Annotated in this window: 15 protein-coding genes; 3 read left to right on the forward strand and 12 right to left on the reverse strand. The window is 63.6% G+C overall.

Translation table 11 applies throughout. The features are described 5' to 3' along the window. Nucleotides 1-14 precede the first annotated feature (14 nt). The 5 genes from NKH01_RS16295 to NKH01_RS16315 form a co-directional block, all read right to left on the reverse strand. On the reverse strand, nucleotides 15-1,088 hold the full coding sequence (locus NKH01_RS16295) for an ABC transporter ATP-binding protein (RefSeq protein ID WP_353021127.1): 1,074 nt from the start codon (nucleotides 1,086-1,088) through the stop codon (nucleotides 15-17). A 1-nt stretch (nucleotide 1,089) separates the two neighbouring features. After that, a complete protein-coding gene (locus tag NKH01_RS16300) occupies nucleotides 1,090-2,181 on the reverse strand; it encodes an ABC transporter ATP-binding protein (protein WP_353021130.1) in 1,092 nt (363 codons plus the stop codon). Then, nucleotides 2,178-3,137, reverse strand: a complete 960-nt coding sequence (locus tag NKH01_RS16305; protein WP_023721284.1) for a carbohydrate ABC transporter permease — start codon at nucleotides 3,135-3,137, stop codon at nucleotides 2,178-2,180. The genes NKH01_RS16300 and NKH01_RS16305 overlap by 4 nt, the downstream gene beginning before the upstream one ends. Then, nucleotides 3,134-3,994: a carbohydrate ABC transporter permease gene (locus NKH01_RS16310; protein WP_353021134.1), complete on the reverse strand. Its 861-nt coding sequence runs from the start codon at nucleotides 3,992-3,994 to the stop codon at nucleotides 3,134-3,136. The genes NKH01_RS16305 and NKH01_RS16310 overlap by 4 nt, the downstream gene beginning before the upstream one ends. A 72-nt stretch (nucleotides 3,995-4,066) precedes the next feature. Continuing rightward, the gene (locus NKH01_RS16315; protein ID WP_352481602.1) at nucleotides 4,067-5,680 is read right to left on the reverse strand and encodes an extracellular solute-binding protein; all 1,614 of its coding nucleotides are present in this window, start codon (nucleotides 5,678-5,680) and stop codon (nucleotides 4,067-4,069) included. Nucleotides 5,681-6,053: 373 nt separating this feature from the next. On the opposite strand from NKH01_RS16315, the gene NKH01_RS16320 reads away from it, so the two are divergent. Next, on the forward strand, nucleotides 6,054-7,085 hold the full coding sequence (locus tag NKH01_RS16320; RefSeq protein ID WP_023721287.1) for a LacI family DNA-binding transcriptional regulator: 1,032 nt from the start codon (nucleotides 6,054-6,056) through the stop codon (nucleotides 7,083-7,085). Between the two features lie 63 nt (nucleotides 7,086-7,148). Here the strand turns inward: NKH01_RS16320 and NKH01_RS16325 are convergent, their stop codons facing one another. Both NKH01_RS16325 and NKH01_RS16330 read right to left on the reverse strand, forming a co-directional pair. Further along, nucleotides 7,149-7,418, reverse strand: a complete 270-nt coding sequence (locus tag NKH01_RS16325) for a hypothetical protein (protein WP_245278680.1) — start codon at nucleotides 7,416-7,418, stop codon at nucleotides 7,149-7,151. Then, nucleotides 7,409-8,044, reverse strand: a complete 636-nt coding sequence (locus NKH01_RS16330; RefSeq protein WP_353021138.1) for a heme/hemin ABC transporter substrate-binding protein — start codon at nucleotides 8,042-8,044, stop codon at nucleotides 7,409-7,411. The genes NKH01_RS16325 and NKH01_RS16330 overlap by 10 nt, the downstream gene beginning before the upstream one ends. A 91-nt stretch (nucleotides 8,045-8,135) precedes the next feature. On the opposite strand from NKH01_RS16330, the gene NKH01_RS16335 reads away from it, so the two are divergent. Both NKH01_RS16335 and NKH01_RS16340 read left to right on the forward strand, forming a co-directional pair. Then, nucleotides 8,136-8,342: a hypothetical protein gene (locus NKH01_RS16335; RefSeq protein ID WP_353021140.1), complete on the forward strand. Its 207-nt coding sequence runs from the start codon at nucleotides 8,136-8,138 to the stop codon at nucleotides 8,340-8,342. A gap of 2 nt (nucleotides 8,343-8,344) precedes the next feature. Beyond that, nucleotides 8,345-9,427 (forward strand): SIP domain-containing protein, encoded by a 1,083-nt coding sequence (locus tag NKH01_RS16340; RefSeq protein ID WP_353021142.1) that lies wholly within the window; start codon nucleotides 8,345-8,347, stop codon nucleotides 9,425-9,427. On the opposite strand, the gene NKH01_RS16345 is transcribed toward NKH01_RS16340, so the two are convergent. From NKH01_RS16345 to NKH01_RS16365, 5 genes are all read right to left on the reverse strand, one after another. Continuing rightward, on the reverse strand, nucleotides 9,424-9,846 hold the full coding sequence (locus NKH01_RS16345; protein WP_023721289.1) for an aconitase X swivel domain-containing protein: 423 nt from the start codon (nucleotides 9,844-9,846) through the stop codon (nucleotides 9,424-9,426). The genes NKH01_RS16340 and NKH01_RS16345 overlap by 4 nt on opposite strands. Further along, the gene (locus tag NKH01_RS16350; protein WP_353021145.1) at nucleotides 9,843-11,090 is read right to left on the reverse strand and encodes an aconitase X; all 1,248 of its coding nucleotides are present in this window, start codon (nucleotides 11,088-11,090) and stop codon (nucleotides 9,843-9,845) included. Before NKH01_RS16350 ends, NKH01_RS16345 begins: the two co-directional genes overlap by 4 nt. Before the next feature lie 80 nt (nucleotides 11,091-11,170). Continuing rightward, nucleotides 11,171-12,238 (reverse strand): ABC transporter ATP-binding protein, encoded by a 1,068-nt coding sequence (locus tag NKH01_RS16355; protein ID WP_352788654.1) that lies wholly within the window; start codon nucleotides 12,236-12,238, stop codon nucleotides 11,171-11,173. After that, nucleotides 12,238-13,026: an ABC transporter permease gene (locus tag NKH01_RS16360; RefSeq protein WP_031194613.1), complete on the reverse strand. Its 789-nt coding sequence runs from the start codon at nucleotides 13,024-13,026 to the stop codon at nucleotides 12,238-12,240. Before NKH01_RS16360 ends, NKH01_RS16355 begins: the two co-directional genes overlap by 1 nt. Further along, nucleotides 13,026-13,895, reverse strand: a complete 870-nt coding sequence (locus NKH01_RS16365) for an ABC transporter permease (RefSeq protein ID WP_353021148.1) — start codon at nucleotides 13,893-13,895, stop codon at nucleotides 13,026-13,028. Before NKH01_RS16365 ends, NKH01_RS16360 begins: the two co-directional genes overlap by 1 nt. Nucleotides 13,896-13,957 lie beyond the last annotated feature (62 nt).

Genomic DNA, 13,957 nt, shown 5'->3' on the forward strand with positions numbered 1-13,957 from the left:
TCTTGCAGCCGCCGTCATCTTGCCAGCGCTTCCCCGCTTTGCCCGAAATAATGCACCCTGCCCGGCTCGCAGGATATCGCCACCATCGCGTCCGGCCTGATGTCCGGCTGGCCGCGCAACAGCGCCCGCAGGCGCGCCTGCCCGGCGGCGAGCGTCACCACGGTGTAGCCGCCGAGCGGCTCGACCTCGAACACTCGCGCCGGGCGGCCCGCGCCCCCGTCCGAGATTCCATCCGACCAGGCCTTGACCTTGATGTCTTCCGGCCTGAGCCCGATCTCGACGGCATCGGCCGGCGCCGCCTTGTCCGCGATGCGGATCGTGCCTTCGGCCGCCTCCACGCCTTCCGCGCCGTGCACCGACTTCAATATGTTCATCATCGGCGAGCCGAGCAGCCGCGCCACATAGGTGCTGGCCGGCCGGTCATAGATCTCGGCCGGCGCGCCGATCTGCCTGATCTTGCCGCTCTCCAGTATGGCCATGCGGTCGGCGACCGACATCGCCTCTTCCTGGTCGTGCGTGACATAGATCAGCGTCTTGCCGAGCTCGCGCTGGATGCGCTTGAGCTCGACGCGCGTCTCCTCGCGCAGCCGGGCGTCGAGCGCCGAGATCGGATCGTCCATCAAATAGGCAGCCGGATCACGCACCAGCGCGCGGGCGATCGCGACGCGCTGCCGCTCACCGCCGGAAAGCTGCGCCGGCGGTTTGTGCAGGATATGTCTGATATGCAGCTTGGCCGCGACATCGGCGACGCGTTTTTCGATCTCGGCCTCTGCCACCTTCCGCTCGACCAAAGGAAAACGGATGTTGTCGCGCGCGCTCATATGCGGGAACAGCGCCAGATTCTGGAACACCATGGCGACATTGCGCTCCGCCGGCGACACCGTGTTGACCGGCTTGCCGCCAATCAGGATCTCGCCCGTGTCCGGGGTTTCCAGCCCGAGCACCAGACGGAGTATCGTCGACTTGCCCGACAGCGGCGGCCCGAAGAAGCAGAAGAACTCGTTGTCGTTGACCGTGAACGAGGCATCGTCGACGGCCAGCGTGTTGCCGTAGCGCTTTGTTACATTGCGGAAAACGATATCGGCCATCTCAACCTGCTTTCAACGCAAGGCCGGTGGCGGCGTCGAAGACACGCACCGCCTCCGTCGCAGGCGCGACGATGGCTGTCTGCCCGATCGCCAGCCCGACATCATTGTCGAACACCGCCTTCACCGCAGTCTCGCCGTCGCCAAGGTGGATGATGGTGCGCGCGCCGATCCGCTCGACGAAACTCACCGGAATGGACAGGCCACGGCCGCCTTCAGCCAGCGTCACCAGCTCCGGTCGAAAGCCATAAAACACCTCGCCGCGCATCCGGCGTGCGGCATCGGCGATCTCGACCGGCAGCGGCGGTGTTACGCCGAGCGGCCCGAGGTCGACGACCAGGCCACGGTCACTTTCCGCCAACCAGCCCTTGAGCAGGTTCATGCCCGGCGCGCCGATGAAGCGGGCAACGAAGACATTGGCCGGATTGTTGTAGACCTCCAGCGGCGTACCGACCTGCTGCAGCACGCCATGGTCCATCACCGCGATGCGGTCGGCCATGGTCATCGCCTCGAGCTGGTCGTGGGTGACATAGACCATGGTTTGCCGGAACTGGCGCTGCAGTTGCTTCAGTTCGGTCCGCATCACCGCCCGGAAGGCGGCGTCGACATTAGACAGCGGCTCGTCGAGCAGGAAGATCGCCGGCTCCATGATCGCCGAACGGCCGATCGCGACCCTCTGCAATATGTTGACCGACAGCCTGTCCGCCTTGCGGTCGAGCAGCGGCGTCAGCTGCAGCATCTCGGCAATGGCGCCGACGCGGCGGTCGATCTCGGCCTTTGGTGCGCCGCGCATTTTCGGGCCGTAGGCGAGGTTCTGCCGCACGGTCATATGAGTGAAGATCGCATAGTTCTGGAAGACGAAGCCGACGCCGCGCCGCCCCATCGGCACGCCGGCCATGTCGCGTTCGCCGAACAGGATCTTGCCGCTGGTCGGCTCTTCCATGCCGGCGATCATGTTCATCGTCGTCGACTTGCCGCAGCCGGACGGCCCGAGCAGCGCCATGAACTCGCCGTCGGCAATGGCCAGATCCATCGTCTGCAGCGCAGTGAAGTCGCCAAATTTCTTGACAAGGTTTTGCAGATGGATCGTGCTCATGCCGCCACCTCGCGTACCCGGGCCATGCGTTTCATGGCAAACACAGCGGCGATGGACAGCACGATCAATATGGCCAGCGCGATTGCCGCCACATAGCCCCAGATCAGGTCCTGCGTGGTGAGCTTGTAGATGTAAACGGAGATGGTTTCGGTAGCGACCCCGGGACCGCCGCCGGTCATGATGTAGAGGGTGTCGAATATTTTGAAGTTCTCGATCACCCGGATCGCCAGCGCAATGATGATGATCGTCTTCATCTTCGGCAGCACGATGGTGACGAAGCGCTGCCAGGGGTTGGCGCCGAGCAGCGTCGCCGCCTTGATCTGGTCCTCCGGCACGCCGACCAGGCCGGCAAGCAGGATCAGGAACATCAGCGGCGTCCACTGCCAGATGTCGGCGACCATCACCGCGATCAGCGCCAGCGTCGGATCCGAGAGCCAGGCGATGGTGACGGGAAAGCCTGACATCGCCGACAGGATGTCGTTGACCGGGCCGCCCGACTGAAACAGCATGAAGAACATGTAGCCGGCCACCGCCGGCACCACCATCATCGGCATCAAGAGGATCGAATAGAAGATCCGCTTGCCGGGAAACTCGTCGGCAAACAGCGTCGCCAGCGCGAGGCCGAGCAGGAACTCCGCCGGCACGCAGACGATCATGACGATGGCCGTGCGCTTCAGCGCGCTCCAGAAGCGCGCGTCCGCGGCAAGGTCGGTGTAATTGGCGAAACTGTTCCACATCGACCAGGCATTCCACCAGCCGGTGCCCGACAGCGGCGACCAGTCGGTCAGGCTGATGTAGAGCTGCATCAGCAGCGGGAAGACGGCGATGAACAGCACCAGGATCTGCGCCGGCAGGGTCAGCCGGAATCCGAGCCGCGCGCCCTCGTCCGGCAACACCGACGCCGCCTTGGAGGCTTGCATGTCGCCCTCCGAAATCGTGGCTGTCACCGAGCTCATTGCTTGAGCGCCCCGAAGGTCAGCCCGCGCACCAGATGACGCTGGATGGCGATGCCCATGATCACCGGCGGCACCGCGGCGATCAGGCCGAGAGCTGCCTTGGCGCCGTAGAGCTGTCCGGTCATCGAGGAGGACAGCGAGGCCATGTAGACCGGGACCGTGACCCATTCGCGCGTCGTCAGAAGCAGCGCAATCAGATAGTCCGACCAGTTGAGGATGAAGACGAACAGCGCGGCACTGGCCAGCGGCGCCCGCATCATCGGCAGCGTGATGCGGGTGAAGACGCGCCACCGCGAACAGCCCTCGACCAGTGCCGCCTCCTCGATCTCGCGCGGCATGTCGTCGAAGAAGGTCTTCATCAGCCAGAAGGCGAAAGGCAGCGTGACGATGCCGTAGATCAGCGACAGCCCCCACCAGCTGTCGGTGAAGTTGAGGAAGGCCCACATGATCATCACCGGGGTCATGACCGCCATCGGCGGAAACAGGCGAAGCTGGATCAGCGCCAGCGGCAGGTTTTGGCCCGAGTTGAAGCGCGACAGCCCGTAGGCCGCCGCTGTGCCCGCCGACATGGCGATCGCCGTGCCGAACGTGGCCGACAGCAGCGACGACAGGATCGGCTTCAAAGCTGTGCGGTCGAGCGCGACGATAAGATTGTTGGTCGATTCACCGAAGACGAAGCGGAAATTGCTGAGTGTCGGGTTCTTCGGCCACCAGGTCAGGTCGACGCCGGTCGCCGACCATTCGGCGATCGGCTTGAACGCCATCGACATCATCCACAGGATCGGCACCAGCGTCACCGCCATTGCCGCAAAGATCGCGGCATAGCGGAATATCTCGAAAGGAACTGAACGCTTCATCTTGCGGCTTTGCTGGGTCCTTCGTTATCGAGGGGAAGAGCAATCACTCCTCCCCTCTTTGGTCCGGGAGGATCAGGCGATCGGATCGAGAACGGTGGGCCAGGCCTCCTTGTTGGTCTTGATGGCTTCGAGAAGCTTCTCCTCGCCGGTGCGGCGGGCAATCTTCTTCCACTCGGCCTCGGTGTCGGCCATCGCCTGCTCTGCTGTCTTGGCCTTGGTCAGCGCGGCGACGAGGTTCTCGTCCAGCGCATTGTGGAAGGCGGTGGCGCCGGGATAGTTGATGGTGGGCACGGTGCGGGCGACCGTCTCGCGCACCACGTCCATGTGGTAAGCATGATAGGTCTGGCGGACCAGCGGATCGGAGAAATCCGACAGCCGGAAGGGATCGAAGTAACCGCCCGGGTTGGCGGTCATCCACGCATAGATGCGACTAGATCCCAGCCATTGCAGGAACAGGTAGCAGGCCTCCGGGTTCTTGGCCTGCGAAGACACCGACGCCGACAGATTGAGCCACAGCACCGAACGGCTGACCAGCTTGCCGTCGATCTCGCGGCCGGGCGGCAGCATCGAGCCGATCTTGCCGGTGACAGCTGAATCCTTGTTGCCGGCATTATCGAGGAATTTCGGCAGATTGGAGAAGGCGCAGGTCATGGCCGCACCGCCCTTTGCGAAATTGCCGTACTGCTCCGGCCAGCCCCAGGAGATCGCATCCGGCGAATGGTGCGCAAGCGACGCGATGTACTCGCTGGTCGCCGCAATACCTTGCTCCGAATTGATCAGCGGCTTGCCGGTATCGTCGAACAAGAACTGATTGGGCGAAGCCATTGAGACATAACGCTGATACCAGTTGGTATAGCCCCAGCCCTGGTTGCGCAGATCGGTCGAGCCGAACAGGCCCTTGTCCGGGCGCTGGAAGAAGGCTGCGATCTCGTCATGCTGCTTCCAGGTCTTCGGCGCCGCCAGTTCATAGTCGTATTTGTCGGAGAAGGCCTTCTTCTCGGCTGCGTCGCCGAACAGATCGGTGCGGTAGACCCAGGTCTGGAAGTCGCCATCCAGCGACACGCCATAGGTCGAGCCGCGATACTGATTGAGCAGCGAGACGCCCTTGGCGCCATTGACATAGCCGCGCTCGGGATCGTCCCATTCCGGCTTGTACTGCGCGACGAAGTCGTCGAGCTTGAGGATGCCCCCGGTTTCGGCGAGGTCGCCAAGACGGTTCCATTCGACCGCGTAGATGTCATACGCCCCACCCTTGGTGGAGATGTCCTGCATCGTCTTGGTGAATTCCTGGCCATTCGGCACACCGACGATCTCGAGCGGAATACCGGTTTCCTTCTCCCAGAGATCCTTGATCGACGGCGCACCGGCCGGAAACGGCTGTGTCAATTGGCCGATCGAACCATCGGACAGGCCAAGCACGATCTTGGCCGGCGCCTTGCCGGCGCCCTTCATCGCCTTGGCCGCCTCAATGGCGCGGCCCTCGGGCGTGTCGGCGCCATATTGATAGCGCTCCGAGCCGTCGAAGCCCGTCGGGCCACCGATCATGCCGGGCGCCAGGGCATCGGCCGCATAGGCACGGCTTGGGCGAATGAATTTCGGTGCGATACCTGCGGCAGCAACAAGGACTGCCGCCTTTCCACCGGACGCCAGCAAACGGCGCCGCGACACGCGGATCAAATTCGACATTGGAACTCCTCCCTCAGGGCCTTGTTCCTCCACGGCCCTTATGATGGATATTGACGGCACTATACGAAGCCTGTCAACATCATAAATAATCAAGACACCTCATAACATCTCATGGGAGGGGGCGAATGGCGTGTATCAAGGCACTCACACTGAAGCCAGTGCTTGAATTTGAGGGAGCGAGGCTGCCCACCTCCCCGCTTTGGTCCGCTTCGGCATTTTGGTGTAGCGCGGCAGCTTGCGCATCGGCCAAGGCTGGTTACATCATTTCCCATCAGAATCGCGGCTGGCGATGAAGCCGCCGCTTCGACAGCGGACCCATGAAATGCGTAATCTCGATGCGCCCTTGGCGCATTTTGGAATGAGGTGATCGACAGTGCGGTCCACCCTGACAGACATAGCCCGGGAAGCCGGCGTTTCCGCCGCTACGGTCGACCGTGTGCTCAACAACCGCGCCGGGGTCAGGGCGCGCACCCGCGAGGTCGTGCTCGAAACGGCGCAACGGCTTGGCTATATCGCTGAAAATTCGAATAATCCGAACTCGCGCAACGCGATACCTGGTGAGGTTATACGGCTCGATTTCGCCCTGCCCGCCGGCACCAATTCCTTCATCAAGATGCTGCACCGCCAGATCGAGGCGCAGGCGCAGTCGCGGCCGGACCTCGACGTCCGCGTCGCCACTATCGAAGGCTTCAATCCGGACCGGCTTGCCCGTCTGCTGCAGGAACTGCACGGGCAGACGCAAGGCGTCGGTGTGATCGCGCTCGACCATCCGACGGTCCGCGAGGCGATCCGCTCGCTTTCGGCCAGCGGCGTCAAGGTCGTCACCATCGCTTCCGACATCCTGCATGTGCCGAGGGTTGCCTATATCGGCATCGACAACCGCGCCGCCGGCCGGCTCGCCGGCTACCTGCTCAACCGCTTCATGGGCGCCGGACGTCCGGGCAAGGTCGCGCTGTTCGCCGGTTCGCTCTCCTACCGCGGCCACGAAGAGCGCGAGATGGGCTTCCGCCACATACTGACGGAAGAATCGCCCAATCTGCAGATCGTCGAGATGCGCGAAATGCTCGATGATCGGGAAAAGGCCTATTCGGAGGCTTCCGCCCTGCTGGATCGGCACCCGGACCTGGCCGCCATCTACAATGTCGGCGCCGGCAACACCGGCATCGCCCGCGCGCTACGGGAACGCGGGCGGGCACTGTCGACGGTCTTTCTCGGCCATGAGGTAACGGAAGGCACCAAGGAGCTTTTGCTCGACGGCACGCTCGACGCGGTCATCGACCAGAACCCGCGCGTCGAGGCCCGTGAAGCGCTCAACACCTTGACCCATGCGGTCAGGGGATTGCCTTACGAGCTGCACCAGCCAAGACTGCAGGTGATCTTCAGGGAAAGCATCCCGGAGATCTGAACGGAAGCTTGGGGCAGATGGGGCGCGAGTACCCACTGAACATGACGTCATAAAGTTCATGACTTAGTCGGCGCCTGCTGTCTCCGAATACAGCGCCTGCGCCAGGTCGCGGACCGCATCGGCGGTGCGCGGGCCAAAGCCGACCATATAGGCGCCGTCCAATACGATCAGCGCCTTTGCCTTCGCCGCCGGCGTGGCGCTCAGCGCGCGCGTGGCGAACACCTGCTCGGCGGTGGGTCCGCCCTTGCCGTCGCTCATCATCAGGATGACGTCGGGCGCCATTTCGATCAGCTTCTCCTCCGACGCTGCCTTGTAACCCTGCATTACGGCCATCGATTGATGCCGCCGGCATAGCGGATGATCGCGTCGGCCGCAGTGCCCGCACCGGCAGCACTCAGCCGCACGAGGCCGTGGAAGAACACCACCTTCTTGCGGCGCTCGGCCGGCATTTTCGCGGCCAGGTCGGCAGCGGCCTGGAAGGCGTCGAGCACTTGCCTTGAAACCTTCCTGCCCTTGTCCTCGAGGTGGAGCGAGGCAGCGATCAACGTAATCTTGTGGTCGATGCCTTGAGGACTGTTGTCTTCCGGGACAAGAACAATCGGGATCGCCAGCGATTTGAGCACTTCGATCGCCTCCGGCGGCCCGCTGTCTTCGGCCGCCAGGATCAGGTCCGGGCGAAGCGCGACCAAGCCTTCGGCGGACAACTGGCGCCGGTAGCCGACATTGGGCTTTTGCGCGACGGAAGCGGGATATTTGCTGCCGCGATCGACGGCGATGATCCGCTCGCCGGCACCCAGCGCATCGACGATCTCGGTTACATCGGAACCGAGTGTCAGGATCCTGGTCCCTGGACCGGTCGCGACGGTGCGCCCCGATGCATCGACAATCGTCTCGGCGGCCAGCGCCTTGAAGCCGCAAGACGGCGCAAGAGCAGAAAGCGCCAGCATCAGCACCGTCACCATCCCGCCCAATTGAAACCAGCGCGTCTGCCTCCACCGTCTACCGCTGCAGACCCCGCCGTTTCGCTGCTCCATTTTAGATAATTCGGTCATGGTCGTGGTCGATGAAGGCTTCGACCTGGTCAACGTCTTTGCCAACTGGCGCATCAACGACCATGCCAAACTCGATTTCGGCGTCGATAACGTCTTAAACACCGCCTACACCGACCCGCAAAGCGCCTGGTCGACGACGGCGGCGACGGAACAGGGCAAGGGCCGCACCTTCAAGGTGGCGCTCACTGGCAGGATCGGAGGTTGAGAATGAGGGAAGCATCCGCGAGCGGACTGGCCTGCGAAGCGCGCTTGAAGCTGCGTAACCTGCCGCATTACATCGACCGCATCAGCGACAGGCTGCAAAGCTTCGATGCCGATGCCTCGCGCGAGGGGCAGCGGCTCGACTTCCGCTTCGCCTTCGGCGACGCGTCCCTTGACATGGAGCGGCTGGTGATGCGGGCCAACGCCGCCGACCGCGATGGGCTGGCCCGCATCAAGGACCTGCTGGCTACCGCTGTCGAAGTCTATGCCAAGGAAGAAAAACCCGAGATCGTCTGGACCGGCGATCTCGCCGAAGAAACCCGCCTTGCGCAGTTCCGTGAGATGGTCGTCACCCAGGTCGGCGACCTGACCCCGCACATGCGCCGCATCCGCTTCGCCGGCGACGATCTGGCGCGCTTTGCGAAATTCGGCGCCATGCATATCCGCGTGCTGTTTCCGACCCGCGACGTGCCCGATCCGCTCTGGCCCGTGCTCGGCAGCAATGGCCTCCCGGTCTGGCCCTCGGACGACAGGCGCCCAGTAGCGCGCGTCTATACCATCCGAGCCCTCGACGTCGAAAACGGCATCATGGACGTGGACTTCCTCATCCATCCCGGCGACAGCGTCGGCGCCCGCTGGGCCATGCAGGCGGCGCCTGGCATGAAGATCGGCATCATGGGGCCGGTCGGCCGTCCGGTACGACCGGCGTCATGGTATCTCATGGGCGCCGACGAAACCGGCCTGCCGGCGCTGGCCCGCATGCTGGAGACGCTGCCCGCCGAGACCAAAGGCGTGGCCTTCATAGAGATCGCCGACGACGGCGAACGGCAGGCCATCGACAACGAGACCGGTATCGAGCTGCATTGGCTGCCGAGAAATAGCGTGCCGGCCGGGCTCGACGACAGGCTGGCGCGCGCCATCCGGTCGGTCGCATGGCCGACCGGTTCGGCATTCGGCTGGTTCGCGGCCGAAGCAGCCGCCGCCAGGACGGTGCGCGAACACTGGCGCGGCACGCTGACGCTCGACCGCAACGAAACACTGGCGGCGGCCTATTGGCGGCGGGGCGCGGCGGGACTAATGGCCGGCTAGATCTTGCTCACCATTGCTTGGGCATCTTCGCCCAGATCGATTGCGATCCGGTCGCCGGAGACAATGCCTGATATCTCGCAGACGACCAGCGGCATGCTGATTTCATAGAGGAATTCGGCAACGATGGCGCCGACGGCAAGGATCGGATCCGGCCGTTCCAGGATAATGCCGGCCGGCGCCGTGCCCCTGCGGATCGCTTCGGCCAGAACCGAAGACGAGGACGACGACCCCCGCCCGCTCGGCATCACCAGGATCTTGCCGGCGATGTTGCCGCCGAGGTTCGGGTGCGAATGGTCGATGATGTCGCCCGTTTCGACGTCGATCCCGCCCCAGAAGCTGAGCGCCTGCGAAAGCACCAGCGCCGGGCCTTGCGCCGAGCCGGCAAGGTGGAATGTACCTGTTCTGTCCGGCCCCCTCATGGCGCGCCTCGCACGACGCGGCCGGCAGCAGCCGAGCGGATGCAGTCCTCCATGTCACCGAAGGCCACCGAGACACCGATATTGCCAGGTGCGTAATGCGCCCATTTGCCCGAATTGGTCATCACCACACCGTCGAGCCGCTCGATGATCGTGGTGACGTAAGTGCAGGTGTCGGCGACCGGAACGAGGCCGAATGCTTCCATGCCGGCCAGTGCGCCTTCGTCCTGCAGCCGCGCCAGGGTGGCACGCCCTGTGTTGACATAGATCGGAACGCCTCTGCCCGGCGCGACCTCGCGCAGCAACGGCAACAGGCGCATCCATTCCTCATGGGAGAAATGCGGCGTGCCTAACGAAACGGCGGCAAGCAGCACACCGTCGGGGACGCTCGACAGCTTGGCCAGAGCATGGTCGATGTCGGCGCGGCTGATGCGGATTTTTTCCTCCGGCACCAGGCCGTGCAACGCCTCATCGAGGGTCTTCGCCTCCGGTGTGATGCCGACGGCATGAAATAGCGCCACCGCGCCCATCGTTGCCGCCGCCGCCCCCAGTGCCTTCAGTTGGTCCTCGTCGCGCGGCGGCGGCAGGCCCGATATCACCGGAATGCGGTCGCCACTCCTTTGCCCGACGATCAGCCCGACGCCGACAAACAGGGCGTCGGTAGGCTCGAGACCGCCAGTCAGCTCGAACAGAACCTGGCCACGCCGGTTTTCGATCAGGTGCAACCCCCAGGCTGGCGCGCGCCCGGTGATTGCGCAGCACAAATCGATAAAATCGCCATAGCGGTTGGTCCGTGCCCCGATCACCGAATTGGCGAAGACGATGGCGTTGGATTCACCCCAGGCGATCTGCTCGCCAAACCCTGGCCGAAACCGCGTCTGATAGGGCGCGCAGGTGAAGGTCGCCTGGCAGCCGAGTTCCAGATGCGCCTTCATCAGACGGCGCGCCGGCACTTCTTCCGCGGCTGTCATCTTCACCAGTCCGGGATGGATCAGATCGAACGAGCCGACATTCAGCGTCGTTGGCACCCGAACGCGGCCGCCACCCTCGATCAGCCTTTCGACGAAATCGAGGCTGGCCTGGCCGTGATAGAGGCAGCCGTCGATATGGGCACCGGCAATGTCCAGCAATTTGCGCGCGTCGACCGCCTTCGCGAAGGCGACCAGGATCTCCATGGCGGCAGCCGCTGCCGAGCCTTGCTCGCCATGCAGCATCGACTGGTCGCCCGCATTCAATTCAAGCGACATCGAGTATTCCGCTTCACACTTTGCCCGACCATGCTTTCCCCGATTGCGGACCGCCTGGCAAGACTGAAGGATTGGATCTGCTAGCTCGCGTCGATCAGCACCGTACTCTCCGACGACCAGCGCAGCACCACCTGTTGTCCTTCCGCCAGCTTTTCGATGCCGGTGTTCTGCACGATGACCTTGATTGTCTGGCCATCGCGATCGACAAAATACGTGCTGTTGTTGCCGGCGAAGATGCGCTTGGAAACCCGCCCCGTGAGCATGTTGGCATGGGCTCGGTCCGGAACGCCGGCATTGGTGGCGATGCGGATTCGTTCGGGCCGCACGGCGCAGCTCGCCTTCATGCCGGCGACAAGCGTAACCCCCGCGCCTGCGGCAATCCCCGTTCCGTCAGGCAGCCGGATGCCCGTACCAGTGGCGTTGCCGCGAAGGATGTTGGCGTCGCCCAGGAAGGTGGCGGCAAACTCACTCTTCGGCCGATCGTAGATCTCCTCGGGCGGGCCTTCCTGCACCAGCTTGCCATCGCGCAGAATGCCGATGCGGTCGCTCATCGTCAGCGCTTCTTCCTGGTCGTGGGTGACGAAGATCGTGGTGATGCCGATCTCGCGCTGAATACGCTTCAATTCGATTTGCATGTCCACGCGCAGCGCCTTGTCGAGCGCGCCGAGCGGCTCGTCGAGGAGAAGCACGCGCGGCGTGGTGACGATCGCGCGAGCGAGCGCCACCCGTTGGCGCTGGCCGCCGGAGAGCTGGTGCGGCCGGCGACCACCGAGCGTGCCGAGTTGCACGAGGTCGAGTGCGCGCTGCACCTCGCTGGCAATCACCGCCTTGGGCTCGCCGCGCACCGACAGTCCGAAGGCGACATTGTCGGAGACGCTCATATTGGGAAAGAGCGCGTAGTTCTGGAACACCATGCCGATGCGCCGCTTCTCCACCGGCACCCGCTCAACACTTTCGCCGCCTATGGAGATGCGACCAGAGTCGGGAAAGTCGAAGCCTGCGATCTGGCGCAGCAGCGTGGTCTTGCCGCTGCCGGAGGGACCGAGCAGGGCGTAGAAGCCGCCGTCGGCGAAATCGATCGAGACATCGTCCAGCGCCTTGTGCGCGCCAAAACTGCGCGACACATTCGATACCTGCACGCCCGCCATTATTTCTCTCCGCCGAATTTGAAGAAGCGCGCCGTCAGCAGCATCAGCGCCATCGACACAACAATGATGATCGTCGAGACAGCATTGATCTCGGGCGTGAAACCCTTGCGGATCGCCGCGTAGATTTCGACCGGCAGCGTCGTTTGGCCGGGCGTCGACAGAAAGTAGGAGACGACGAACTGGTCGAAGGACACGGCGAAGGCGAACAGCCCGCCGGCAATGACGCCCGGCATGATCCAGGGCAGCGTGACGCGGTTCGTCACCTGCCATTGATTGGCGCCGAGCGAGCGCGCCGCCTCTTCGAGCTCCGGCGCAAATGTCTGCAGCCGGGCCGAGACGACGACGATGACATAGGGCAGCGCCAACGCCACGTGGCCGAGCAGGATGGCATGCAGCCCGCGGCCGATGCCAACGCCGAAAAAGAAAATCAGCATCGCCGTGCCAGTGATCAGCCACGGTATGGCGATCGGCGGAAACAGCAGCGCCTGCAGGAATTTCTTACCGCGGAAGTCGTAGCGATAGAGCCCTAGCGACGCCGCGGTGCCGAGCGCGGTGCAGATGATGGTAGTGATGACGGCGATCTCGACGCTGTTTCGCGTGGCCGCGATCAGCTGATTGTTCTGCCAGAGCGAGGCATACCATTCCGTCGTCCACTCGAACGGCAGTTGGTAAAAGGGCGAGACGTTGAATGACATCAGCGCCATGATGATGATGGGCAGGTACAGGAAGGCGAGCAGCATCAGAATGTAGACCCGGCCGAGCCATTCCAGGATTCGGGTCGTCGCCACTAAGCGGCCCTCCGCAGCACCGGCGAAGTAACCGCCAGGATGACCAGCACCACAGCCAGCAGGATGAAGGACAGTGCGGCACCCAGCGGCCAGTTGAACACGGCGACGAACTGGTCCTCGATGACAGTGCCATAAAAGGTGCCGGTACGGCCGCCAAGGATGCGCGGCTCCATGAACGAGCCAACGACCGGGACGAAGATGAGGGCTGCGCCCGCCACCAGCCCCGGCATCGACAGCGGAATGATGACCCGCTTCAGCACCTGCAGCCGCGAGGCGCCGAGCGAGCGCCCAGCCTCGATCAGCGAGTCATCGATGGCCTGCAGGGTCAGATAGCAGGTCAGCACCATGTAAGGCACGTAGGAGTGCACCAGCCCGATGATGACGGCCGGATAGGAATACATGAGATCAATGTTGATCTTGAACGGCAGCACGGCGTTGAGCGCTGTGTCGAGAATGCCCCCTTCACGCAGCACCATCGCCCACGAGAAGATGCGCACCAGCCCGTTCGACCAGAACGGCAGGATGACGAGCAGGAAAATCGCCTCGCGGCTGCGGCCTTTCAGCACCTTGGCCAGCACGTAAGCGGCGGGATAACCGATGACGATGCACCACAGCGTCACCTCGAGGCCGAGGCGCAGCGAGGCCACCAGCAATGTCAGGTAAAGGCTTTGTGAAAAGAAGGCGGCATAGTGTTCGAGCGTGAATGCCCACGGCTTTCCCGATAGCGGCAGATCGATCATGAAGGAGAAGAAGACCATGGCCGAGAGCGGCAGGAAAATTGCAACCGTCAGCCAGAGATAGGCAGGCGCCAGTAGCGGCAAGGCCGATCTCAGCCCGCTGCGCGACGCGGCTGCGATCTGTACTGCCATGACATCTCCTCCCAGGATAGGAAGGATCAGCCGACGTTGATGGTCGGCTGATCGCGGCTTCT

It is taken from the genome of Mesorhizobium sp. M1403 (assembly GCF_040317695.1).
Classification (GTDB): domain Bacteria; phylum Pseudomonadota; class Alphaproteobacteria; order Rhizobiales; family Rhizobiaceae; genus Mesorhizobium.

Bases quoted from the DNA above. Each gene is read 5' to 3' on its own strand.
- NKH01_RS16295 (WP_353021127.1), bottom strand. From the start codon at position 1,088: ATGGCCGATATCGTTTTCCGCAATGTAACAAAGCGCTACGGCAACACG.
- NKH01_RS16300 (WP_353021130.1), bottom strand. From the start codon at position 2,181: ATGAGCACGATCCATCTGCAAAACCTTGTCAAGAAATTTGGCGACTTC.
- NKH01_RS16305 (WP_023721284.1), bottom strand. From the start codon at position 3,137: ATGAGCTCGGTGACAGCCACGATTTCGGAGGGCGACATGCAAGCCTCC.
- NKH01_RS16310 (WP_353021134.1), bottom strand. From the start codon at position 3,994: ATGAAGCGTTCAGTTCCTTTCGAGATATTCCGCTATGCCGCGATCTTT.
- NKH01_RS16315 (WP_352481602.1), bottom strand. From the start codon at position 5,680: ATGTCGAATTTGATCCGCGTGTCGCGGCGCCGTTTGCTGGCGTCCGGT.
- NKH01_RS16325 (WP_245278680.1), bottom strand. From the start codon at position 7,418: ATGGCCGTAATGCAGGGTTACAAGGCAGCGTCGGAGGAGAAGCTGATC.
- NKH01_RS16335 (WP_353021140.1), top strand. From the start codon at position 8,136: ATGGTCGTGGTCGATGAAGGCTTCGACCTGGTCAACGTCTTTGCCAAC.
- NKH01_RS16340 (WP_353021142.1), top strand. From the start codon at position 8,345: ATGAGGGAAGCATCCGCGAGCGGACTGGCCTGCGAAGCGCGCTTGAAG.
- NKH01_RS16345 (WP_023721289.1), bottom strand. From the start codon at position 9,846: ATGAGGGGGCCGGACAGAACAGGTACATTCCACCTTGCCGGCTCGGCG.
- NKH01_RS16350 (WP_353021145.1), bottom strand. From the start codon at position 11,090: ATGTCGCTTGAATTGAATGCGGGCGACCAGTCGATGCTGCATGGCGAG.
- NKH01_RS16355 (WP_352788654.1), bottom strand. From the start codon at position 12,238: ATGGCGGGCGTGCAGGTATCGAATGTGTCGCGCAGTTTTGGCGCGCAC.
- NKH01_RS16365 (WP_353021148.1), bottom strand. From the start codon at position 13,895: ATGGCAGTACAGATCGCAGCCGCGTCGCGCAGCGGGCTGAGATCGGCC.